The 22421-nt window shown below is 38.1% G+C and carries 19 protein-coding genes and 2 tRNA genes; 9 read left to right on the top strand and 12 right to left on the bottom strand.

The features are described 5' to 3' along the window. Positions 1–44: 44 nt before the first annotated feature. The 3 genes from LVD15_RS06920 to prfA are packed head-to-tail and all read right to left on the bottom strand — an operon-like array spanning position 45 to position 2957. Positions 45–467, bottom strand: coding sequence for a secondary thiamine-phosphate synthase enzyme YjbQ (locus tag LVD15_RS06920; protein WP_233779567.1), 423 nt, complete (start codon positions 465–467; stop codon positions 45–47). 4 nt (positions 468–471) lie between these two features. Then, positions 472–1878: a beta-helix domain-containing protein gene (locus LVD15_RS06915; RefSeq protein ID WP_233779566.1), complete on the bottom strand. Its 1407-nt coding sequence runs from the start codon at positions 1876–1878 to the stop codon at positions 472–474. An 11-nt stretch (positions 1879–1889) separates the two neighbouring features. Then, entirely contained in the window at positions 1890–2957 is a 1068-nt protein-coding gene (gene prfA / locus LVD15_RS06910) for a peptide chain release factor 1 (RefSeq protein ID WP_233779565.1), read from the bottom strand. Between the two features lie 85 nt (positions 2958–3042). Here prfA and LVD15_RS06905 point away from each other — a divergent pair, with 85 nt between their 5' ends. After that, positions 3043–3498 (top strand): hypothetical protein, encoded by a 456-nt coding sequence (locus tag LVD15_RS06905; protein WP_233779564.1) that lies wholly within the window; start codon positions 3043–3045, stop codon positions 3496–3498. Here LVD15_RS06905 and LVD15_RS27085 read toward each other — a convergent pair. Both LVD15_RS27085 and LVD15_RS06895 read right to left on the bottom strand, forming a co-directional pair. Then, the gene (locus tag LVD15_RS27085) at positions 3490–3645 is read right to left on the bottom strand and encodes a Kazal-type serine protease inhibitor family protein (RefSeq protein WP_306416880.1); all 156 of its coding nucleotides are present in this window, start codon (positions 3643–3645) and stop codon (positions 3490–3492) included. The two genes, LVD15_RS06905 and LVD15_RS27085, sit on opposite strands and share 9 nt — an antisense overlap. Positions 3646–3948: 303 nt before the next feature. Next, a complete protein-coding gene (locus LVD15_RS06895) occupies positions 3949–4404 on the bottom strand; it encodes a GNAT family N-acetyltransferase (protein WP_233779563.1) in 456 nt (151 codons plus the stop codon). Positions 4405–4528: 124 nt separating this feature from the next. On the opposite strand from LVD15_RS06895, the gene LVD15_RS06890 reads away from it, so the two are divergent. Next, positions 4529–5494 carry a YpdA family putative bacillithiol disulfide reductase gene (locus LVD15_RS06890; protein ID WP_233779562.1) on the top strand — a complete coding sequence of 322 codons (966 nt, stop codon included), beginning with the start codon at positions 4529–4531 and terminating at the stop codon, positions 5492–5494. Between the two features lie 195 nt (positions 5495–5689). Then, positions 5690–6091, top strand: coding sequence for a hypothetical protein (locus LVD15_RS06885; protein ID WP_233779561.1), 402 nt, complete (start codon positions 5690–5692; stop codon positions 6089–6091). 160 nt (positions 6092–6251) lie between these two features. Here LVD15_RS06885 and LVD15_RS06880 read toward each other — a convergent pair whose 3' ends face one another. After that, positions 6252–7592 (bottom strand): cation:proton antiporter domain-containing protein, encoded by a 1341-nt coding sequence (locus LVD15_RS06880; RefSeq protein WP_233779560.1) that lies wholly within the window; start codon positions 7590–7592, stop codon positions 6252–6254. Positions 7593–7717: 125 nt separating this feature from the next. Here LVD15_RS06880 and LVD15_RS06875 point away from each other — a divergent pair, with 125 nt between their 5' ends. From LVD15_RS06875 to LVD15_RS06860, 4 genes are all read left to right on the top strand, one after another. After that, positions 7718–8356: a hypothetical protein gene (locus LVD15_RS06875; protein ID WP_233779559.1), complete on the top strand. Its 639-nt coding sequence runs from the start codon at positions 7718–7720 to the stop codon at positions 8354–8356. After that, entirely contained in the window at positions 8353–8655 is a 303-nt protein-coding gene (locus tag LVD15_RS06870; RefSeq protein ID WP_233779558.1) for a winged helix-turn-helix domain-containing protein, read from the top strand. The genes LVD15_RS06875 and LVD15_RS06870 overlap by 4 nt, the downstream gene beginning before the upstream one ends. A 54-nt stretch (positions 8656–8709) precedes the next feature. Then, the gene (creD, locus tag LVD15_RS06865) at positions 8710–10059 is read left to right on the top strand and encodes a cell envelope integrity protein CreD (protein ID WP_233779557.1); all 1350 of its coding nucleotides are present in this window, start codon (positions 8710–8712) and stop codon (positions 10057–10059) included. A gap of 90 nt (positions 10060–10149) precedes the next feature. Beyond that, positions 10150–11151 (top strand): calcium/sodium antiporter, encoded by a 1002-nt coding sequence (locus tag LVD15_RS06860; RefSeq protein ID WP_233779556.1) that lies wholly within the window; start codon positions 10150–10152, stop codon positions 11149–11151. A gap of 2 nt (positions 11152–11153) precedes the next feature. Here the strand turns inward: LVD15_RS06860 and LVD15_RS06855 are convergent, their stop codons facing one another. The 4 genes from LVD15_RS06855 to LVD15_RS06840 all read right to left on the bottom strand — a co-directional run bounded on the left by LVD15_RS06855 (position 11154) and on the right by LVD15_RS06840 (position 16577). Then, complete coding sequence (locus LVD15_RS06855; RefSeq protein WP_233779555.1) at positions 11154–11888, bottom strand: phosphatase PAP2 family protein; 735 nt, start codon at positions 11886–11888, stop codon at positions 11154–11156. Between the two features lie 61 nt (positions 11889–11949). Beyond that, positions 11950–13173: a 4-hydroxy-3-methylbut-2-enyl diphosphate reductase gene (locus tag LVD15_RS06850; protein WP_233780942.1), complete on the bottom strand. Its 1224-nt coding sequence runs from the start codon at positions 13171–13173 to the stop codon at positions 11950–11952. Between the two features lie 686 nt (positions 13174–13859). Beyond that, positions 13860–15197: a sensor histidine kinase gene (locus LVD15_RS06845; protein WP_233779554.1), complete on the bottom strand. Its 1338-nt coding sequence runs from the start codon at positions 15195–15197 to the stop codon at positions 13860–13862. A gap of 3 nt (positions 15198–15200) precedes the next feature. Beyond that, a complete protein-coding gene (locus LVD15_RS06840; RefSeq protein ID WP_233779553.1) occupies positions 15201–16577 on the bottom strand; it encodes a sigma-54-dependent transcriptional regulator in 1377 nt (458 codons plus the stop codon). 182 nt (positions 16578–16759) lie between these two features. Here LVD15_RS06840 and LVD15_RS06835 point away from each other — a divergent pair, with 182 nt between their 5' ends. Continuing rightward, positions 16760–19177 (top strand): ABC transporter permease, encoded by a 2418-nt coding sequence (locus tag LVD15_RS06835; RefSeq protein WP_233779552.1) that lies wholly within the window; start codon positions 16760–16762, stop codon positions 19175–19177. 115 nt (positions 19178–19292) lie between these two features. Here LVD15_RS06835 and LVD15_RS06830 read toward each other — a convergent pair. Together LVD15_RS06830 and LVD15_RS06825 are read right to left on the bottom strand one after the other, a co-directional pair. After that, a tRNA-Val gene (locus tag LVD15_RS06830) sits at positions 19293–19367 on the bottom strand. Between the two features lie 310 nt (positions 19368–19677). Next, positions 19678–19752: transfer RNA gene (locus LVD15_RS06825), tRNA-Val, on the bottom strand. Positions 19753–19924: 172 nt separating this feature from the next. Between LVD15_RS06825 and LVD15_RS06820 the strand changes: the two genes are divergently transcribed. Further along, the gene (locus LVD15_RS06820; RefSeq protein WP_233779551.1) at positions 19925–22417 is read left to right on the top strand and encodes an AsmA-like C-terminal region-containing protein; all 2493 of its coding nucleotides are present in this window, start codon (positions 19925–19927) and stop codon (positions 22415–22417) included. Positions 22418–22421: the final 4 nt, after the last annotated feature.

Raw genomic sequence — 22421 nt, 5'->3', positions numbered from 1 at the left:
GTTACAAAATCAGGTTATTTTTTCAAGGGTAAAAGCTAGGCGTTTTAGCTGCCAAAAGCACTGATAACCACCCTCCTTCTGCCTCCGTAATCACGGTGTTCGCAAAGGTAAATGCCTTGCCATGTGCCCAGGTTAAGAGAGCCTTGGGTAATAGGAATATTTACAGAGCTGCCCAGCAGCGAGCTTTTTATGTGAGCTGGCATATCGTCAGATCCTTCCAGTGTGTGCTTATAGTAAGGAGCATTTTCTGGTACCATCTTATTGAAATGGCTTTCGAAGTCTTCCCTTACAGTAGGGTCTGCGTTTTCATTAATACTAAGGCTGGCTGAGGTGTGCTTAATGAACACCTGTAGCATGCCTGCTTCAATATTGCCTATTTCAGGTAAGGCATCTTCTATTTTTGAGGTGATGAGGTGAAAGCCTCTTGAAAATGCAGGAAGGGAAAGTTCTGTTTGGTAGAATTTCATGGTTCTAATTTTCTGTTCTTTCAAAAGCGCCTATATCCGGATTAGCATCTCTGCTGTTACCATCATGATCTGTGCTTAGGCCAAGGTTTACGCCGGCATCTTTAGCTACAGAAAGCGTGTCAAGATGGTAATTATAATTGCCTGGATTAACAAAGCGCGGATCCTCGTTTATAATGTTATTGCTGGTGTTAAATTCCTGCAAACTGGTACGAATGATATTGTTAGACATGCCTAGTTCAAAGCTTTTGCTATTTTCACTGCTTATTACTATTTCATCTCGTGCACTACCCCAGATGATACTGTTAGAGAGCTGAATGCTTAGGTCATCTACCAATAAGCTATCGGCCAGTAGTTGAAGGTTATTAGAAAAAACCACGGCAGGATCTTCCCTGAAAAAGTCAAAAGAATAGTTAGCAAAGGTGCAATGGTCGTACACATAATTTCCTCCGGCATAATTTCCTAACACATTTACTGCGCAGTTATTAATTAGCGTATTGTACATGTACAGGTCTGAGGTAATGGCTAAAACACCATATCCTGGAGCTACCAGTCCGCCAGTTATAGGGTTTTCGGCTAATCCACCTATGTTTTCAATAGTACAGTTGCCAAGGATCAGGTCTGGTATGTCATCATCATCAGGGGTGCCCAGGTAGATGCCTACTTCGGCATTTCTGATATCAGCATAGGTGATAGAATTATCTTTGCTGCCTGGCAAAAATACTATACCGCCCCATTGGCCCGGCACATCTTCATAATCCAGCCTGTCATTAGTAAAAGATATTCTTTCTTCAGCAGTACCTTCTGCGGTAATGGTGCCCTGTACCAGTATGTAGCTGGAGTTATGAGAGTAGATTTTGGTGCCTGCTTCTATGGTAAGCTTGCACAGAGAATCTACAATTACCGAATTATATATGACGTAGGGCCTATCAGAGGTCCATACCTCATCGCAAAGCACAGCGGTTCCGTTAATGAAATTAGCATCCTGCCCCCAGGAGACCAGCTTTATATCTTGCGTATTTCCATTAGTATTAAAAACTATTTCATCAGCCACTATAAAAGGCAGGTCCTGATCATTTGGGTCTATTGTAACTTCTACTAGTACCAGCAGGCTGTCCTCGCCTAGCAGTCGGGTGTCAGAGAAGCGTGATGCTGCTCTTCCATTTACATAAATAGTATAAGGAGAAGATTCATCTGCCAGCGCTATGCTTTCTATGTTTACGGCGTTTTTGTTATTGTTATATACTTTAAAGCGCTTGGTAACACTACCTACTGAGGAGAAGATAGTGTCAAATAGCACTGTATCGGCAGAGAACCGCAGTGCTGCGTCACTATCATAAGTAAATTTTTCCTCTTCGGGCTTACAGGCCCAAATGGTAATGAATAGACATAAAACCGGCAGAATGTATTTCAAATGATAATATTTTATGCTCCTTCTTTCATTTTTTCAGCACTTTCAGCCAAATGGAGTTGCTCTATAAATTCTTCTATTTCTCCATCCATTACTGAAGGTAAGTTATGCTGGCTGTAGTTAATACGGTGGTCAGTCACCCTACTTTGAGGATAGTTGTAAGTTCTAATTTTATCAGAACGGTCACCGCTACCAACCATGGATTTCCTTTGAGCTCCTACAGCATCATTATGCTTGGTCAGCTCTATTTCATATATTCTTGACCTTAATACTTTAAGTGCCTTTTCGAAGTTTTTGATTTGAGATTTTTGATCCTGACAAGAAACTACTATGCCTGTAGGCATGTGCGTAAGGCGCACCGCTGAGTAAGTAGTGTTTACTGACTGACCTCCAGGTCCTGAAGAACAGAAAGTGTCTTTTCTTACATCATTCATGTCTATTTCTACTTCTACTTCATCCATTTCAGGTAAAACGGCTACAGTAGCTGCTGAAGTATGTACGCGCCCCTGAGTTTCTGTTTGTGGCACTCTTTGTACACGGTGCACGCCAGATTCAAATTTAAGGGTGCCAAAGGCGTTTTCTCCGGAAACAATGCTTACTATTTCTTTATACCCACCGCTTGTGCCTTCAGTAAGCTCTAATACGGTAAGGTTAAGGCCTTTTTTCTCACAAAATCTTTGGTACATTCTAAAAAGATCACCAGCAAATATGGCGGCTTCGTCACCTCCTGTACCGGCTCTGATCTCAAGAATAGCATCCTTATCATCATTAGGATCTTTAGGTATTAGCAGCTGTTTGAGCTCTTCTTCCAACTCTTCTTTCTGAGGCTGAAGCTCATCCAACTCCATTTTGGCCATGTCTCTGAACTCTTCATCTTTTTCAGTTTTAATGACCTCCTTAGCGTTATCTATGTTGGAGAGTATATCTTTATACTCCTCATATTTCTTTACAATCTTGTCGAGATCTTTATACTCCTTGTTTAGCTGTGAGTACTTTTTCATATCGGCCATAGCGTCTGGCTGCACTATGAGTTGGCTCACTTCTTCAAATCGATGCTTTATCTCTTCTAACTTTTCAATCATAAGGATTATGTTATTCTTACAACAAAATTAACAAAACAGCACGATTATGTTGTAGCTTTGAGAAATATTCACCAATACGTACTAAATGAGTAGAGGAATTATACTTTTAGGTCTGATCATTATGGCGGCAAGCTGTGGAGGTAATCTTTCTAATGAGGAAAGAAAGGCGCTACATAATGAAATGAATGAACGCGCCATAAAAAAGATTTCAGAAGAATCCATATTTGAAAAAGCGCTTGATGATGGCAGGACTATTCTCTCATCATTAAACAGTGATTCAGTGGCACTTACAGAAGTAGTTTCTGCCTGTAAATGTACCGTGAAACGTGTGAATAACGTAGGTGAGCCAGACCTCAACGAAACGCAAAAAAGTATATGGGACGCCTATAAGTATGTAGCAGCCCATCCTTCTCAGCTAGGTGACAACGTGCAGAAAGACGGTGAAGATCTTTTATACTCGGCTCCCATAGTAGAAGGTGATAGTCTGCTAGGAGTATGGTTTATTTCTTTTAGCAGAAAAGAGATTATTTTATCACTTTGATGGTTTCTCTGGGCAGGCGCCGTCTGTCCAGGAAGTGAGTCCTGCTGCTTTAGCCTCACATTTATTGCCATAAGTTTGTCCGTTACAGCCGCATACAGGCATGTATTCTTTTGTACACATGGCTTCAGTGTTAATTTTTTTTCTCATCTATGCAATTGTCATTTTTAGAAGAGTGGCAGGCAACGGTGATTATAGCCGTAAAAAATAGATAAATGGCAATTTTTCTTTTCATGGTTTATAATAGCTGTTATTAGGTAGTTAAAAAATAGTGTATGTAGATGGTTTTTGGGCGTGTGTTGTGACTATTCTCAATCCAAAGGTTTAGGTTAAGACACAGAGAACTGCTTATTCGTTGGCAGGAGGCACTTTTTTTTGAATTTCGTATTTAAAAGTAAAGCCACAACACTTAGTAAGTGTCCATCTACGGGGTATTGTCATACTTGTAATATACTAAAAGGTTTTCATCCATTCAAAGAAATGATAATGATCTCCGTTCATTCCTATGGCCTCGTATACTTTTTGGGCGGGGAGGTTGGTTTTTTCTACATACAACCTTAATCCCATAAGTTTTTCGTCTGCTATTACTTTGGCTTTGAGGTAATTATACATTTGCTTAAATACACCTTGCTTGCGGTATTCTTTTATAACATATACAGATTGTATCCAAAGTACCGTGCCATTTCTCCACTCGCTCCACTCAGGCGTTACCAGCAGGCAGCCAATTACTTCTTCTTCATTAATGGCCACATAATATTGACCTTTGGTGGGATCATCAAAAACGGCAGATACTCCTTTTTGTAAAGTGTCAGTATCTAGCTCCAGCTCTTCAGTTTGCCAGGCCATTTTTTTCTGGAAATCAATAATAGTGTCTATGTGTGATGAATCGGCTCTTTGTATATTTATCATAGGTCTAATATACAAATTGTAAAAGAAGAAAAGCGGCCATTTCTGCCGCTTTTTCCATTTAAATTGAGTTTTTTGACCTAATATTGTTATTAAGAATACTTTGAGAAATTTAAATAGTTACAAAATGTATGATGTTTTGATAATAGGTGCCGGCCCCATAGGTTTGGCTTGTGGTATAGAAGCTAAAAAAGCTGGGTTGGAATATGTAATTATTGATAAAGGGTGCCTTGTAAATTCAGTGTTTAATTACCCACTGGGTATGACCTTTTTTTCTACCTCTGAGAAGTTGGAGATAGGAGGAGTGCCTTTTGTTTCTCATTTGAATAAACCAAATAGATTTGAAGCTTTAGAGTATTACAGAAGAGTGACCATGAACTATGAGCTTAATGTAAAACTCTATGAAGAAGTAAAAACTACTGTTAAAGGTGAAGATGGTATTTTCACCATTACTACTGCAAAGGGTACTTATACAAGTAAGGCCATAATACTGGCTACTGGCTTTTATGATATTCCCTATTTAATGAATGTTCCTGGCGAAGACCTGCCTAAAGTAATGCACTATTATAAGGAACCTCACCCATATATAGGGCAGAAAATTATAGTGGTAGGAGCTGCTAACTCTGCTGTAGATGTGGCTCTGGAGACATATCGTAAAGGAGCTGATGTTACCATGGTGGTGCGTGAGTCTGGCATTTTAGATACTGTAAAATATTGGGTGAGGCCTGATATAGAAAATAGGATAGCAGAAAAATCTATCAAGTCATATTTTAATTCTCAGATAACAGAGATAAGACCTTATGAGGTAGATATCATGACTCCTGATGGACCAAAAACGCTGGAGAATGATTACGTAATGGCAATGACGGGGTATAAGCCTAACTTCTCATTTATGGAAGCTATGGGTATAGAATTTCAGGATGATCAGTTTAATACGCCTAAATACAATGACCAGACTCAGGAGAGTAATGTGGAAAACATCTACTTAGCCGGAGTGGTGTGTGGAGGTTTAAAAACTAATAAATGGTTTATCGAGAATTCTAGAGTGCATGCTGAAGTGATTATTGATGACCTGGCAAAAAAAGTGAAATAGCCATACGGTATAAAAAATAAAAGGTTATCTGCACGAAAGTGAACATAGGCTGTATTGTCTGTGATCAATAATTTGAGGGGCTGTAAGTCAGTTTATTTGTAAATAGCTGATTTACAGCCTTTTTTATAGTTTGGCACGATGCTGGTAATAAGGGAAGACAACAACATTAAATCAAAAACTCAAATTTTTAGAATTATGAAAACTTTAATCCAAACTTCCGCTTTAGCTTTAATCGCAGTATTTATGATGTCAGTATCTGTTATGGCTGCCAGCCCTGATAAAACCACAGAGAAAGCAAGAGAGGCAGTAAGTAAAGCTGCTCCAGATGATTGGTATACATTAGCAGAATCTGCTGAGATGTGTTTCAAAAAAGGAGTGAACTTAAAAGAAGCGAAACAATGGTTAGATACCTCACTGCAGATTAAAGAAAGTGCGTTTGCCCATGAAGTAGCAGGTGATTATTATATGAGTTACAAGTTGTATGAAAAAGCAATTACTTCATATGTAAATAGCATGAAATTATTAAAGCAAAAAGATTTCTATGCAGATACTGATGCTTTGCAAGCTAAAATAGACAAAGCTAATAAGAAACTTTAATTCAAGTTTAAGTACCACTCAGTACGGGGCTGTCTCAAAAGTAAGTTCAAATCTACTTTTGAGACAGCCCCGTTTTTTTTAATACCAGCCTAAAGTATCGGCCAGTAGCCATACTAGCATCAGCATGATGAGTATGCCAGCTATAATTCTTACTGCAGTTTTATTCATTTAGTTTTTGTTCAGGTTCTGAATTGTCATTTTCGGCTTCTTCTTTTTTCTTTTCAACCGATTTATTTTTGTCTTGTTCTGGTATGGAATCAATTTGTTTATCTACTTCCTTCCAATAGGCCATTTTTACAGCTTCCACGGGCTCTATATGCTTGCCTGTAGATATCAGCGAAATGGCCATTACTACACTGGTTATAAGTATGGTGTAAAGCAATATCCCTGAATTAAAATTATCACTTTGAAATTCTGTAGGTATATCAAAGAAGAGCAGAATGGTGATAAGCCCACGAGGAGCAATGAGAATTTCAGGCATGAGATTCTTTCCTTTAAACAGCCATAGAGCCAAGCCTCTGACCCCCAGAATCACTACAATAATACCAGCACTGATGAGTAGTACATTCAGATTAAGTAAAGAATTTAAATCAATAGTAATACCGAATATTACGAAGAAGAATGTTCTTACTACAAAGGCCGACTCTAAAGTGACCAAGTGAAAGTTTCTTAAAATACTGCCTAAAGATGGTGTGTGAAGAAGCTTTCGAAGTTTGCCTCTAAAGAATACTTTATGGTTATTTAGTACCAGCCCAAATATAAGTATGATCAGTAATGATGATAGGTGAAACTGCTTACCAATGGAATATAACAGCAGTAATACAGCTATCAGTAAGAACAGTTTTACCTGAGTCTGTACTTTTTGGAAAATAAGCACTAGAGCATAGCTGATAATAATAGAAAGTACTATGGTGATGAAGATGTTTGAAAACACATCCCACACTACAGAATTTACATTGTCGTTATTGAGGTTTCCCGTAAGGAAGTAGAAATACATTATTCCTAGTATATCAGAAAAAGTGCTTTCATATACCATAAATTCCTTTTTATCATCAGTAAGTTCACCTACAGAAGGTATTACTATGGCACTACTCATAATAGCTAGCGGAATAGCATATAAAAGTCCGGTAATGAAGGAAACGCCTACAAGAATCTGAAGCAGATAGGAAATAATAAATGAACAAACTAAAAGAGCGATGAAAGCAACGGCGAATGATTTCCAAATGAGCGGCCACTTCTCCCAGGTCAGTTCCAGGTCTAGCGAAGCTTCCAGCACAATCATAATTAACCCTACTATACCCAAGATCTCGAGTATGTGAAACATGACTTGCCCGGTGGGGATGTCAAAGTAATTGAGTCCCAGTTTAATCAGCACCCCGGAAAGAATTAACAATAATACACTGGGTATATTGGTTTTCTTGGAGATGATGTTAAAAAAATAAGACATTATTACTATGATCGAAATGGTAATAATGGCTGTGTATGAGTTAAATATTTCCATGTACTAATAAAATCAATATTTCCCTAACAATGAAAGGGGTGTTAAGTTGGTGGTTAATAATTATATAATTACTTTGTAATTCAAAGTACTTTCTATTTATTTGTGGCGTTGTAAATTATATTGAAATGGATAAAGATAAGGCAACAGCAGAAAAGAATTATAGTCAAGATATATTTGAGATCAGGAGTATGATGGAAAAGTCATCTCGCTTTATGGCGTTAAGTGGCCTTTCTGGTGTGCTGGCAGGGGTATATGCATTAATTGCTGCCTATATATCTTATCAAATATTTTATTTCTCAGATGAGATTATTTACGAGTCTTTGGCCTATCAAAAGCTATCTGGCAATGTAATAAAGTTATTACTGGTGGCAGTGGCTACCTTGGTTATGGCGGTAGGTACTGGCTTTTTGTTGTCATACAGAAGGGCAAAGAAAAATGATCAGAAAATGTGGGATGCTACTGCCCGGCGTATGCTCATTAATTTTGGAATACCGCTGGCAACCGGTGGCATATTTGTACTGATCATGTTTTTTAAAGGAGCCATTGGTCTCTTAGCTCCGGCTACCCTCATTTTTTATGGTCTGGCCTTGGTTAATGGTAGTAAATATACTTACTCTGATATCCGACAGTTGGGCTTGTTAGAAATATTGCTGGGCTTGGCAAGCTGCTATTTTATTGGTTATGGGCTGCTTTTTTGGACTATTGGTTTTGGGGTGTTGCACATAATTTATGGTGCAGTAATGTATTTTAAATACGAGCGGTGAAAAGTTATTTAAATAATCTACATAAGGCATTTGAAAACAGAACCCGGCTCGGTGTTATGTCCGCTTTGGCGGTAAACGAATCGGTGAGTTTTAATGAGCTAAGAGAGTTGCTAGGGGTGACAGACGGCAACCTGGCCAGTCACTTGAAGGCTCTGGAAAAGGAGCAGTTTATAGAGGTGCAAAAGTCATTTATTGGCAGAAAGCCTAATACCTCATATATGATTACTAAAGCAGGAAAGAAGGCTTTTGCTGAGCACTTAGATGCATTGGAAAAATTGATAAAGGAACAATCAAAATAAATTTTTTTACCCCTGTACTTTGTATTTCAAAGTACTTTTAAAAAGGATAAATCTATGGAACAATCAGAAAACAACACATTGGAAAGGATAAATAGTGGCATTAAGAATTCCATTATTTTAAAGGTCATTACTATTACTGTTATTGCCTTGCTTTTGCTTATACCGGCAAGTAGCATAGAGTCATTAATTTATGAAAGACAGTTTAATAGAACGGAAGCAGTGAAAGAAGTGAGCTCTAAATGGGGTGGAATGCAGGAGCTTACGGGTCCATACCTCACAGTGCCATACAAGAAGTATTATAAGAGTGATGGAGAGGTGAAATATGAAATAAAAAGAGCTCATTTCTTACCAGAAGACCTTGATATTAATGGCGTAGTTACTCCTAACAAGTTAAAAAGGGGGATCTATGAAGTGGTGCTATATAATACCAAGCTTAACTTCTCAGGTATCTTTTCTAAGCCTGACTTTTCTATGTGGAATGTTAATAATGATGATATCCTTTGGGATGACGCCTATCTTTCAATAGGAATACCTGATATGTCAGGCGTAAAAGAGCAGGTAGATGTTTTGTGGGATAAGCGTAAGCTTCCTGTTGAAGGCGGCTTGGCTGATTATGATATTGTTAGTTCAGGTATAACTTCTCGGGTGGCACTGTCAGATTCTACAGACGAGAAACATACTTTTAATTTCACTTTAGATTTAAATGGAAACGAGAGCCTGAGTTTTATCCCTTTAGGTAAAAGTACTACCGTGGCACTAGAGTCGCCTTGGGCAGATCCTAGTTTTATGGGTAACTTCCTGCCCAGTGAAAGGGAAGTGACCGATGATGGCTTTGATGCTAAATGGAAGATCTTTTCTCTTAACAGAAACTTCCCTCAACAGTGGATAAATGATGCCTATAAAGTGAATGCGGCTTCTTTTGGGGTAAATTTATTATTGCCGGTAGATGATTATCAAAAGAATATGCGGTCAGCTAAATACGCTATGCTGATTATAGCTTTTACATTCGCTATATTTTTTCTGGTGGAAATACTTAACAAGAAAAGATTCCATCCTTTTCAGTATGTATTAGTAGGTTTGGCTATAGTGCTTTTTTATAGTCTATTGCTCTCCTTTTCTGAGCATACTGGTTTTAATGTAGCTTACCTTATCTCCAGTGTAGCGGTAGTAGCGCTCATATCCATCTATATTTCAGCAGTATTTAAGCAAATTAAAATTACAGCCATTACTACAGTGTTGCTCTCTGTTATTTACTTCTTTATCTATATCATTCTTCAGCTTCAAGATTTTGCCTTGCTGGTAGGTAGCGTAGGATTGTTCGTAGCTTTAGCTTGTGTTATGTATTTTTCAAGAAACATAGATTGGTATAATATCAATAAAAAGCCGGTAGAAGGGCTTCAATAAGTATAAAAAACTGCCCTGAATACTAAAAAGGGCAGTTTTTATCTTCTTTTTGGTCTTAATTTTTAGCTATTCCCTAAAAAAAAGGCATTTTTGTTAAAAGCTTTTTTGGAAGAAAAAGACCATATTGTCTATATGCAGGTTTATATATTATTTATAGTTGGATTTGTTTTCTTAATTAAAGGGGCCGATTTACTGGTGGAGGGAGCTACTTCTATAGGAAGAAGGCTGAACATTTCCAGTATAGTCATAGGGCTTACTATAGTGTCTTTTGGCACGTCCTTGCCTGAGTTACTGGTTAACCTTATTGCCAGTTATAACGATAATCCTGATATAGGGGTGGGGAATGTTTTGGGTAGCAACATCGCTAACATCTTACTTATTTTAGGTGTGGCGGCTATCATTAACCCATTGCCAATCACTAAAAACACCTATTTCATAGAAGTTCCATTTTCATTAACCGCTACACTGTTGGTAGGCTTTTTGGCAAATGCCTCTTTCTTTGGTAAAACTAATGACTTCATTATCAGTCAGTATGATGGCTTTATCTTGCTGTTCTTTTTTGTGCTTTTTATGGGCTATGTGTATATAGTCTCTAAGCAGAAAAGAACTGAATTTAATTCCGATGAGTTTAAGCAAATGCCTATAACCAAATCGGTAATATTTATAGTCATAGGTATAGTGGGTCTTTACTTTGGAGGTATTTGGGTGGTAGATGGTGCAGTAACCATTGCCCGTGCTTTTCATATGAGCGAAGGCTTTATTGGTCTTACTATTATTGCTTTAGGAACTTCACTGCCCGAATTAGTTACTTCGGCTATGGCGGCTTTTAAGAAAAATACTGATATAGCCGTGGGTAATGTGGTGGGGTCCAATATTTTTAACTTACTCTGGATACTCGGTGTGAGCGCCTCTATTAAGCCTATTCCTTATGATGTGATCAGCAATGCAGATATTTTTATGATCATAGCTTCCAGTACGCTGCTTATCCTGGCCGTGGTAATTGGTAAAAAGCCGGTTATTAGCCGGTGGGAAGGTTTTTTCTTTCTTATTGCTTATGCCTGGTATATCACCTTCCTTTTGCAAAGAGGTTAACTTTACGCTTTATTTTCCTGAGCCAGCTTTTTAGCGCGCTGCTGTCTGTAAAAGTTGATAAACTTAAATACTACTATGCAGATAATCAGCCAGAATAACCCAGCAATAAATCCGGCCAGTACATCACTAGGATAGTGTACGCCCAGATATACCCTACTCAGTCCTATGAGAATGATAAGCGATAATTCTACAGTAATAAGCAGGATTTTAACCCATAAATTGGGGATGTATTTGTAAGTGAGGTAAACCAGAAAGCCATAAAAGGCCATAGCGCTCATGCTATGTCCGCTAGGGAAGCTGTAAGAATGTGCAGTGACTAAGCGGACGGCTTCCAAGGGTCTCGGGCGCCCTAACAAGTGCTTAATGGTGATATTGAGCAAAAATGCTGTGGCTAGCACCAGAGAGGCCTGAATGGATACTTTCCATCTATGTCCACGGTAATAAAGTAAAGCGGCTATGATAGGTATTATAATAGAGTAGGCCCACGCATCGCCCAGGTTAGTAATAAAAGTGACCCACTGGGTAGTGGTGTCAGCTCGGTATTGAAATACAAAGTTAGTCACGTTATTATCGAAGTGAAGGAGTTCATCGGCTTTCATTCTTTCTGTAATTTCCAGAAAGGCATCTAATGAAAGCAGGCAGATAATTGCCGGAATAATCAGTGAGGTAATAAAAAGTATGTATTCCGACTTATGTCTTCCTAATTCAAGTAATAAGCGTTTATATGCTGTAATCATGGGCACTAAGATCTCAGTATTTGTAAGTATGCCTTAATTTAACAGCCTAAGAAGTGTATGGTTATTCTACTTCAAATTTTGCTAATAAAGCTTCTACGGTCATAGTGTTTTCAAAAAAGGATAATACCTTAAGCATTACTTCGTCTACCAACGTGTCGGGGCATGAGGCTCCGCTGGTGAGCACTATTTTCAGCGGTTCATTTTCGGGTAGCCAGGCCTGTGTTCTAAGTTCCTTTTTGTTCTTATAATCAAAATGATTAATCTCTTGGCGAGATATTATTTCATTGGCCGAATTGATAAAGTAAGAAGGGAATTTCCTTTCGCATAGCTCTACTATATGCGAGGTGTTCGAACTGTTGTATCCACCTACAATGAGTGCCAGGTCAGCCTCTTGCTCTAGCAGGCCATAGGTAGCATCCTGATTATCATTAGTAGCGTAGCAGAGCGTGTCTCTGGTGTCTGCGAAATGCTCTTTATGATCTTCAGGGTACAATTCTATAATTACATTTTTAATGTAATCGGCTATTTCCTGAGTTTCTGTAGCGAGCATGGTGGTTTGGTTTACCACTCCCACCTTGTTAAAATGAATTTCAGGATCAAAGCCATCAGAATATTTGCCTTTGAAGAGCTCATAAAATTCATTTTTGCTGATCTTACCCTTTATCACTTCTCCCAGTAACTCTGCTTCTTTCAGGTTTTTAACAATTACAGCGGGTGCTTTTTCTGCACTATGCGAAAAAGTAGCTCTGGTCTCTTCATGGTTGTGCTTGCCATGAATAATTATAGTATGCTGTTCCTCTCCCAACTTGGCAGATCGTTTCCATACTTTCTCTACAAAAGGACAAGTAGTATTGTATTTCTGTATTTCTATACCAATATTTTCAAGCTTTTGCTCTATCTCCAATGTGGTGCCAAAAGCAGGTATGATCACAATATCTTCAGGCTTAAGGTTTTCCCACGGAATAAACTGTGTACCATCAGTATCCATAATAAATTCTATACCCTTTGATTGTAAGTCTCTGTTAACTTCCTGATTATGAATCATCTGGCTAAGCAGGTATACCTTTTTATCGGGATTATCTTCTAGCGCTTTGTAGCTTTTTTCAATGGCATTTTCTACACCATAGCAAAAGCCAAAATGCCGGGCAATGTAAAATTTAACCGGTCCGAAATCTAGTTCGGTGGGGGTGAAATCCTTTTTGCGCGGATCAAGAATTCTGCGTGCTTCCTTTATTCTGCCTGTTATGGAAGATTTATAATACTCGGGTATATCGAATTTTTTGATAGTACTGTCCTTTTGTTGTGCTCGCTGCAAAAGTAAACAATAACATAGAGAAATTCAGCAGATTGTGTGGCAAGCGAGGAGGGTGAGAGTAAAACAAAAATGGGAACCCTTTTTTCAAGAATTCCCATTTCACAAGTGCCTCCGTAGAGGTGCTTGTGCCAAGCTACTGTTCACTTAGCTTCATCAGCGAGCCACCCACGATGGAATGGTACTGAATCTAACTTTCTTGTGTTCTCTCAAACTATACAGCTTGCGCCATACTCTCACAAAATGCTTTCTGTAACTTTAGTTATTTCAAGTCATAAACATTGCGTCCTGACTCCTTTAACCATTCTGCGAAAATCTGAATTTCTATACTAGATAGTGCTTCAGACAGTTCTATTAAATATTTTCAACTGGTGACTTTAGTCTTTTCAGGCTATCAGTATGTACCTTAACCCTTTGTGTAAATATTTAGCAAGTCCACATTACTCATCCGCTACTCTTTTGTAGCAGTCAAGCTTATCTCTTACTTGGTATATCTAAGGTCGTAATAATATCTTTGCAGTCCAAATTTCATTAAGTTGTATTATTCACAACTTTTCCACCTTTATTTATATCTATAATCACAAGTTTATCCACATATTTATATTGATAATCACATAGTTATTAACATTTGTATGGATTTTATGGTAATATTCAATTAGTTAAAAGGTGAGAGTGAAGGTGGAGTTTCCATTCTCTGTAGAGTAGGCTTGTATATTGCCTCGATGCAATTTCATAATTTGCTTGGCGAGGCTTAAACCTATTCCAGAGCCTCCTTTTTTTGTGCTATAGAACGGTATGAATATCTTTTCCAGCTCTTCGGCGGGTATCCAGGGGCCATTATTAGTTATGCTGATCCTGGTTTTATTAATTGCGGCTTCTATATTTATTTTTATTAATGGCTTTTCAGTTTCTTTTACAGCTTCCAGAGCATTTTTTAGTAGGTTAATAATTACCTGCTCTATGAGCTGTTGATCTGCCCATATTTTTATTTCTGTTGAAGAACAATGTAGCTCATGCTGCACTTTCGCTTTTTCCATATCAGGAGCCAGGAGCTGTAGTAGACGATTGACAATGCTGATCAGGTTGAATCTGCTATAAGTAAGCTCGGGTGTCTTAGAGAAATCTTTATATACATTAATGAATTTAATAAGTCCTTTGCTTCTCTTTTCAATGGTGTCTAAGCTGCAATAAATGTCTTCGCGGTCATCTGGTGACAGTTGCTGCTGGTTATTCTGATGTAGCAATTGATTCACTGAGCTGTTAAGTGAGGCAATTGGGGTTACAGAGTTCATGATTTCATGAGTAAGCACACTGATCAGTTTTTGCCATGCTTCAACTTCTTTTTGGTCCAATTCAAAAAGCAAATTTTGTATCAGTAGTAGCTTTACCTTTTTGCGGTCTATTATAAACTCTTTGAGCTGCACAGAGAGCTGCAGTGTTTCCTGACCTATATAAGTTTTAATTACTCTTTTTTCTTCCGCTTTTAAATGGCTGATGGTTTCATGGAGCTTGCTGTCAATGGTTTTTAAGTCACTAATACTTCTGATTAAGGGCTTTTGTAATAAACTTTTGGCTGCCGGGTTTATCATTTCAATGTTGCCATCTTCGGCATAACTTATTAACCCTACTCCTATATTTTCATTGAGGGTTTTTAAGTATTGAAATTGCCTTTCTTTTTCTAAATTGATTTTTTGAAATTCCTGAATAATATCATTTAAAGCAGAATTCAATTGTGCGTCAGTCGGATTGCTTTTGCCTTTTGAAAAGGTAGAGGTAAAGCCTCCTTGCTTAATGGAAAGCAAAAAATGGGTGAGTTTAATATTCGTTTTTTCGGTGTGTCTTATCAGGTAGATGCTTGTGGCCATTAGTATTATGGCTAATGCTAGCGGTGTGAAAATCCATTCTGTATAAATGATTGTGTATGCTATGCCAAAGGCCAGAATTATTATAAGGGCTACGGCTGTAATTACGAAAATTCTAAAGTTTTTAAAATTCATGTTTTAATACTTTATGCCATACTTATCCATTTTTCTGTAAATGGTGGTGCGTCCCAGGCCTAATTCTTTGGCTGCTTTGGAAATGTTTCCCTGATGTTTCGCAATAGCAATTTCTATGGTTTCTTTTTCAATTTCATTTAAGTTCACTGAATTTGAAGGGCTGACTTTGGGCTTGGAGCTTTGTAGTAAAAAATGGTGTGGCTGCAGTGTGGACTCGTCGCTCATGATTACCGCTCTTTCCATGGCATGTTGCAGCTCCCTGATATTACCCGGCCAAAGATGCTTGCTCAGTAAGTCGTAGCTCTTACGGCTGAGTTTCATGGCGCCTTTACGGTATTTATTTGCAAATATTTGAATAAAATGATCTGCTAGTAAAGGAATGTCTTCCGGCCTTTTGGCTAATGCTGGCACCATGAGTTCCACGGTATTGAGTCTGTAAAGTAAGTCTTCCCTAAACTCGCCTTTCTCTACCATTTCAAAAAGATTATTATTGGTGGCGGAAATAATACGGCAATCAATGCTTATGGGGGTAGTGGAGCCTACTCTGGTGATAGTTTTGTGCTGAATAGCTGTTAGTAGTTTCGCTTGAAGCGGCAAAGACAAGTTGCCAATTTCATCAAGAAATAAGGTGCCTCCTTGCGCTAATTCAAACCGGCCAATTTTATCTTGCCTGGCATCTGTAAAGGATCCTTTAGTATGGCCAAACATTTCTGATTCGAATAAACTCTCGCTAATAGTGCCCAGATCTACCTTTACAAATACATTTTCTCGCCTTTCTGATTTTTCGTGGATAAACTGAGCTAATAACTCTTTTCCGGTGCCATTTTCACCAAAAATGATAACATTAGCATCTGTGGTGGCTACTTTATCAGTCATGCGAAACAGCTCCTTCATGGTAGGTGATTGTCCTATTATTTCTACTCCGGGTTGGTTAAGAAGGGCTTTCATGCCTGACTGCTTTTCTCGTAGCTGTTTCACTTCTCTTTGTGATTGGCTCAGCTGATAGGCCGCACGTACGGTGGCTTGTAGCTTTTCATTATCCCAGGGTTTCACCACAAAATCGGTAGCTCCTATTTTCATGGCTTCTACAGCTAACTTTATGTCGCCATAAGCGGTGATCATCACTACTTGCTGCGTGGGTTTTTTGTCTATGATATTCTGAAGCCACATGAGGCCTTCTCTGCCGCTGGTAGCTCCTGTGGTATAGTTCATGTCTAGCAGAATGACATCATACACGTTTTGATTGAGTAGATAGTTGATTTGCTGGGGTTGACTCTCTGCGGTGATTTGAGTGAAAATGGGTTTTAATGCCATCCGGGCAGAGTGCAGCACATCTAGGTCGTCATCAATAATTAAAATATTAGCGGTCAGCCGGTTCATTTATTTTAGAAGCTTATTTTTATGATGAAGATAGAAGTTGTTCTCATCTGGAACAAATTTATGTTTCATAATGGAACAGGTTGGCGAAATTGTGCCTCTGTATATTATGTAATTATCTGTTATTCAGTAATATATATAATCGGGTATGCTATTGGCATATTGAGGAGGAAACACTTAAGAATATGATAAAAAACTACTTAAAAATAGCTTTTAGAAACCTGCTTAAAAACAAGTTATATGCCTTGATTAATATTCTTGGCCTTGCTTTTGGCTTGTCTTGTGTCATACTCATATCACTTTATGTGGCGGATGAGTGGAGCTATGACCGATTTCATGCTGGTAATATTTATCGTATAGAATGGTATGGAGATGTGCCTCAAACGCGAACGCCACACCCTATGGCTCTGGCTTTGAAGCAAGATTATCCTGAAGTGCTGGAGGCTACTTCACTGACGCCGCTCTGGGGCGCAGGATTAACTAAAAGAGTGTTTTCTGTTAAAAATCCTGAAAATGATATAGTTTATGATGAGCGTGGCATTCTGGGGGTGGATAGCACTTTTTTCAAAGTTTTTGATTTTAAACTTATTCATGGAAATAAAAATGAGGTTTTAAGAAATGTGGGTGGCGTGCTGATTTCTGAAAGCTATGCTCATAAATATTTTGAAGGTGAAAATCCGGTAGGTAAATATCTTTCTTTTAATGATGATAAAACGCTGGCTCAGGTAGAGGGGATTTTTGAAGATGTGCCTCATAATTCTCACTTTCATTTCGATATTTTGCTTTCTTACGTTACGCTCAAGGCCATGAATCCTAATGATGCCTTTTATACCTGGGATGATTTTGGTCATTATAATTATATCAAATTAAAAGCGGATGCTGATGCTGCGCAACTGGAAGGACAGCTACTAACTTGGGTTCGTAATTATGTAGACTGGTCAGATGAAACCTTGCAGCGAATTGCTCAGGGGCAAATGCACTTTACCCTAGATCCGCTTACAGATATACATTTGAAATCACATATTCGGTGGGAGTTAGAGCCTAATGGTAATATTGAGTATGTGTATATTATGGTTACAGCCGCTTTGCTCATTCTAATTATTGCCTGTGTTAATTTCATGAATCTGAGTACGTCTCAATCAGTAGGGCGGTCTAAGGAAATAGGTGTGCGGAAATCATTGGGCGCGCATAAAAGTCAGATTTCATGGCAGTTCCTGGGTGAGTCATTATTGATATCGGTCATTGCGATTATTTTGGCAGGGCTGTTGGCGGAAGTGGCACTTCCCGGGTTTAATTATGTTACGGGTAAGCAGTTGCAGACTCATTATCTTCATCATCCGTTCTCTTTGTTATTGCTGGTGGGTACGGGTGCTTTTGTAGGTTTGGTAGCTGGGCTGTATCCTGCGCTGTTTTTGTCTTCCATTCATCCGGTGGTGAGCATGAAAGGTGTAGAAAAAGTGAAGCCATCAGGGGTTTGGTTTAGGAGTGGACTGGTGGTTTTTCAATTTCTGATTTCTATGGTGCTTATTACGGGTAGCATCATCATTAATAATCAATTGTATTTTATGGAAAATAAAGACCTCGGTTTTGATAAAAGTCGAATTCTCAATATTCCTTTGAAGAATGACGATCTGGATGATCAGTTTTTTGCCATGAAAAATGAGCTCAAAAAAATCTCAGGTGTAGAGGCTGTCTCAGGTATGTCTAATGTTCCGGGACTTCAGTTTAATCAGCATTCTGTTTATGAGGTTTCTAATCCGCAGCATATTATTAACATTTCAGAAATGTTTAGTGATGATGAATTAGTGAAAACCTTGGGTTTGGAAATGAAAGAAGGAAGAAGTTTTTCTAGAAATATAAGCACGGATGCTGAAGATGCTATTGTTATTAATGAAGCAGCAGTAAAAGCACTAAACCTGGAAAATGCTGTGGGTAAGGAGGTTATGTGGGAGCGCCATACCGGGGGAGGATTAATGAAGCAAACCATTATAGGTGTGGTGAAGGATTTCAATTATCAATCATTACATGAGGAGGTGAAACCGCTGGTGCTCAAATATGCTGAAGACTATAATTATATGCTTTTGAAAATTGAAGGCGATAATTATCAAAATACCATAGCTCAAATCCGTGAGCTGTGGGGTAATTATATAGATCGTTTTGGTTTTGAATACAGTGTGCTTTCTGATGACTTAAGCTATCAGTATTTGTCTGAAGAAAAAACGGCCAAGATTTTTAGTGGCTTTTCTTTTATTGCTATACTTATTGCTTGTTTCGGGTTGTTTGGCTTGGCTAGTTTGTCTTTTGAAACCAGAACTAAAGAGGTGGGGATTAGAAAAGTACTCGGAGCATCAGTTTTTTCTGTGCTGGCTTTATTGCTGAAAGATTTTTCTAAGCTGATAATATTGGCAATTATTATTGCTGTGCCCCTGGCCTGGTATTTATCTGAAAAATGGTTAAATAACTTTATTTACAAAATTGAAATCAATCCGTTGGTGTTTGTGCTGTCAGGCGCATTATTGGTAATGATTGCCTGGCTTACACTTTCTTATCTTACCTATAAAGCGGCAAAAGCTAATCCGGTAGAAGCTTTAAAAGATCAATAGGAATTGGAGTGATATCGTAATTTGTGATTTTAAAATCAGCAAATTATATCTGAATCAGAAAAACGGGATTCCTATAAATAAAAAAAGGCAGTCATAATTGACTGCCTTTTCTTTGTGGGCGCTGAGGGATTCGAACCCCCGACCCCCTCGGTGTAAACGAGATGCTCTGAACCAGCTGAGCTAAGCGCCCCTTTCTTTTTTTGATTCACCATTTGTGAATAGGAATGCAAATGTAGTTAACTTTTTAATTTGTGCAAACATTATCTTCTTTCCTTATTAAACCTTGGCTTAGAAAATAGAAGGATATCCAATTAGGAATAGCATAATGGATAGGCTTTTCACTTCATATATGCTTATGCTTTACCGTGGATAATAAAGACAGATAAGCTTTTTATGAAAAGTAAAGTTTGAATAATGCCACTTCGTGGATTTGTCTTATCTCTTAAGAAGAAAGGCTCTTTTAAATGAAAAAAGGCAGTCAAATTTGACTGCCTTTTTTGTGGGCGCTGAGGGATTCGAACCCCCGACCCCCTCGGTGTAAACGAGATGCTCTGAACCAGCTGAGCTAAGCGCCCTTTCATTTAGTGTTTCACTGTTTGTGAATGGGAGTGCAAATGTAGTTAACTTTTTAATTTTTGCAAACATTGCAGTTAAAAAAATAATAAATTTTTTCTGCTGGCATTACGTTTGATGTTTTTGAGCGAATAACGTAGCTTTCGAACTAGATTAGCTTTAAGCCATATTTCATTGGACATAAAAAGAGTAGTAAAGAAGATTATATTTTACCTGGTGCTTACCGTGGTGGTAGTGGTAACAGCCAGTATATTAGCTACTTACTTGTATAGAGATCGGTTGATAGACCACTTTATCAGGGAAGCCAATAAGAGTTTGAACACTCCGGTACATGTAGATAAAATAAGTGTTTCTTCGTTGAAAAACTTCCCCTCTATCTCTCTCACTTTTGATGGTGTTTATATTGAAGAAAGTTTTGACAAAAGTAGTGCGCCACTTTTGCAGGCCGAAAAAATTGATTTCACTTTTAATCCCATCGCTGTTTTTAGAAAAAATTATACCGTAGAAAAAGTTTTTATTAAAAAAGGCTTCTTCCATTTGAAGATGGATAAAAACGGAAATATAAATTATGACATCTTCAAACAGCCAGATACTACAGCTACTACTCAAACGGTTAAGGTAGATCTATCAAAAATTGTATTAGAGGAAACCACTTTTAAATATCAGAATCAGCTTAGAAATGTTGATTTAGATTTTACTACCCCATCTCTTACTGCCAGGCTAAATGCCGTAGGGCGCGTTTATGATATTCTCGCAGAAGGTAAAGTAGCCGTTAACCATGTGAGTGTGAATAATACTGTGTGGGCAGAAAATAAACAGACTCAAGTAGAAGCGGATTTAAAATATAATGATGAATTAAAAGATTTACTTATCAGGCCTTCTGTGATCACTGTTAATTCTTCTGACTTTGCTGTAGAAGGCACCTATCAGTTTTTAGAAAAGCAGCTAATTTCATTGAATGTAGATGGAAAAGATACTGATATACAGACCTTGCTTTCTATACTGCCCCACACCATGGTGCAGGACTTTGATAAGTACCAAAGCAAAGGGGAGGTATATTTTTCTATGATTCTTGATGGTGAGATAGGAGAGAAAACATCGCCTAAAATGACTATAAACTTTGGGCTTAATGACAGTGAGCTCTATCATCCTGATACGCGGGTGAAGGTTACTCATGCTGTGTTAAGAGGTACTTTTATAGCCACAGATCTCAACAATATTAATAATTCCGTTTTAGACTTAAAGGATATTAATGGAGTGGTGGAAGATCATAATTTTAAGGCTAACCTGTATCTCAAAAATTTCAATACTCCTTACGTAAAGGGAAATTTTGAAGGAAAGCTCGATCTGGAATCTGTTTTTAAGTTTTACAAATCGGAGAGTGTTCAAGCCGGTAGTGGTCAGTTAGATGCGCACCTTAATTTTGAAGGACAGGTCAAGGACTTGCAGAAGAAGGCCAGTTCAGGCAGGTTTAAAACCACAGGAGATATTAATTTAGATGCCCTCACTTTAAAATTATCACACTACCCTTTGAAGCTGGATAATGTTTCTGGAAATCTTCTTTTTAACAATAATGACCTTGCACTAAGTGATGTCTCAGGTAAGTTGGGTAATAGTGATTTTTTACTCAATGGTTTCTTTAAAAATATAATAGCCTATTTGCTTTTTGAAAATGAACCGGTAGGTATAGAATCAGACCTGCGCTCTAAGTTCATAGATCTGGATGAGCTGTTGGCCGCCAATCCTGGAGAGGAAAGTGATTCGAAATATAAATTTACCATCTCCCCTAAACTGGTGCTAAAGTTTGATTGTGATGTGGATCAATTAAAATTCAGAAGATTTAATCCTACAAATATTAAGGGAGATCTCATAGTAAGAAATGAGGTGGCCCAGTCTAACCGCATCCAATTTAATGCTATGGGTGGCAGCATTACCTTAGATGGCAAAGTAGATGCCTCTTATGATAAACTGCTCAGGGTCAACACCTCTTTTGCGCTTGATAATATTGATGTGGATAGTATTTTTTACGTTTTTGAAAATTTCAATCAAGATTTTTTGCAAGACAAACATCTTAAAGGCAAAATTAAGGCAGATGTGCAGGCCAGCATGACCTTTAGTGATAACCTGCACCTCTATCCGGGAAGCTTGGTAAGTAATATTAGCACCACAATTATTGGCGGGCAACTTAATAATTTTGAGCCTATGCAGCGCTTGTCTAAGTACCTTGATGAAGATAAGCTTGATCATCTTATTTTCTCAGAATTGAGGAATGATATTCATATAGAAAATAAAAAAATCTACCTGCCACAGATGGAAGTTTCTACCAATGTTACAGACATTAAGATCAGTGGTATACATACCTTCGATCAGAATATCGATTATCGTGTAATAGCGCCTCTCAGAAGCAAGAAAAAGATAGACAGGGATGAGGCCTTCGGAGCAATAGAAGAAGACGACAGCGGCCGTACAATGCTTTATCTTAAAATAATAGGGAATACTTCAGATTACCTGGTGCTTTATGATAAAGAAAGTGTGAAGAAGAAAATTGTAAGTGATATTAAAAAGGAAGCAAAAGAGCTGAAAGATGCTTTTAAAAATAAAGGGAAAGAAGAAACCCCAGAAATAGAACTTGAAGAAGATGACTATTTTGACTGGGGTGATGATTAATTGA

Origin of the sequence: Fulvivirga maritima (assembly GCF_021389955.1) — a bacterium.
Taxonomy (GTDB): Bacteria; Bacteroidota; Bacteroidia; order Cytophagales; family Cyclobacteriaceae; genus Fulvivirga; species Fulvivirga maritima.
This window is presented reverse-complemented; position numbering and strand designations above follow the sequence as displayed.

Coding starts and splice junctions, on each gene's coding strand:
- LVD15_RS06885 (WP_233779561.1), top strand. CDS start 5,690: ATGAAAACTTTAATCCAAACTTCCGCTTTAGCTTTAATCGCAGTATTT.
- LVD15_RS06905 (WP_233779564.1), top strand. CDS start 3,043: ATGAGTAGAGGAATTATACTTTTAGGTCTGATCATTATGGCGGCAAGC.
- LVD15_RS06890 (WP_233779562.1), top strand. CDS start 4,529: ATGTATGATGTTTTGATAATAGGTGCCGGCCCCATAGGTTTGGCTTGT.
- LVD15_RS06835 (WP_233779552.1), top strand. CDS start 16,760: ATGATAAAAAACTACTTAAAAATAGCTTTTAGAAACCTGCTTAAAAAC.
- LVD15_RS06895 (WP_233779563.1), bottom strand. CDS start 4,404: ATGATAAATATACAAAGAGCCGATTCATCACACATAGACACTATTATT.
- LVD15_RS06845 (WP_233779554.1), bottom strand. CDS start 15,197: ATGAATTTTAAAAACTTTAGAATTTTCGTAATTACAGCCGTAGCCCTT.
- LVD15_RS06855 (WP_233779555.1), bottom strand. CDS start 11,888: ATGATTACAGCATATAAACGCTTATTACTTGAATTAGGAAGACATAAG.
- LVD15_RS06920 (WP_233779567.1), bottom strand. CDS start 467: ATGAAATTCTACCAAACAGAACTTTCCCTTCCTGCATTTTCAAGAGGC.
- LVD15_RS06840 (WP_233779553.1), bottom strand. CDS start 16,577: ATGAACCGGCTGACCGCTAATATTTTAATTATTGATGACGACCTAGAT.
- creD (WP_233779557.1), top strand. CDS start 8,710: ATGGAACAATCAGAAAACAACACATTGGAAAGGATAAATAGTGGCATT.
- LVD15_RS27085 (WP_306416880.1), bottom strand. CDS start 3,645: ATGAGAAAAAAAATTAACACTGAAGCCATGTGTACAAAAGAATACATG.
- prfA (WP_233779565.1), bottom strand. CDS start 2,957: ATGATTGAAAAGTTAGAAGAGATAAAGCATCGATTTGAAGAAGTGAGC.
- LVD15_RS06875 (WP_233779559.1), top strand. CDS start 7,718: ATGGATAAAGATAAGGCAACAGCAGAAAAGAATTATAGTCAAGATATA.
- LVD15_RS06880 (WP_233779560.1), bottom strand. CDS start 7,592: ATGGAAATATTTAACTCATACACAGCCATTATTACCATTTCGATCATA.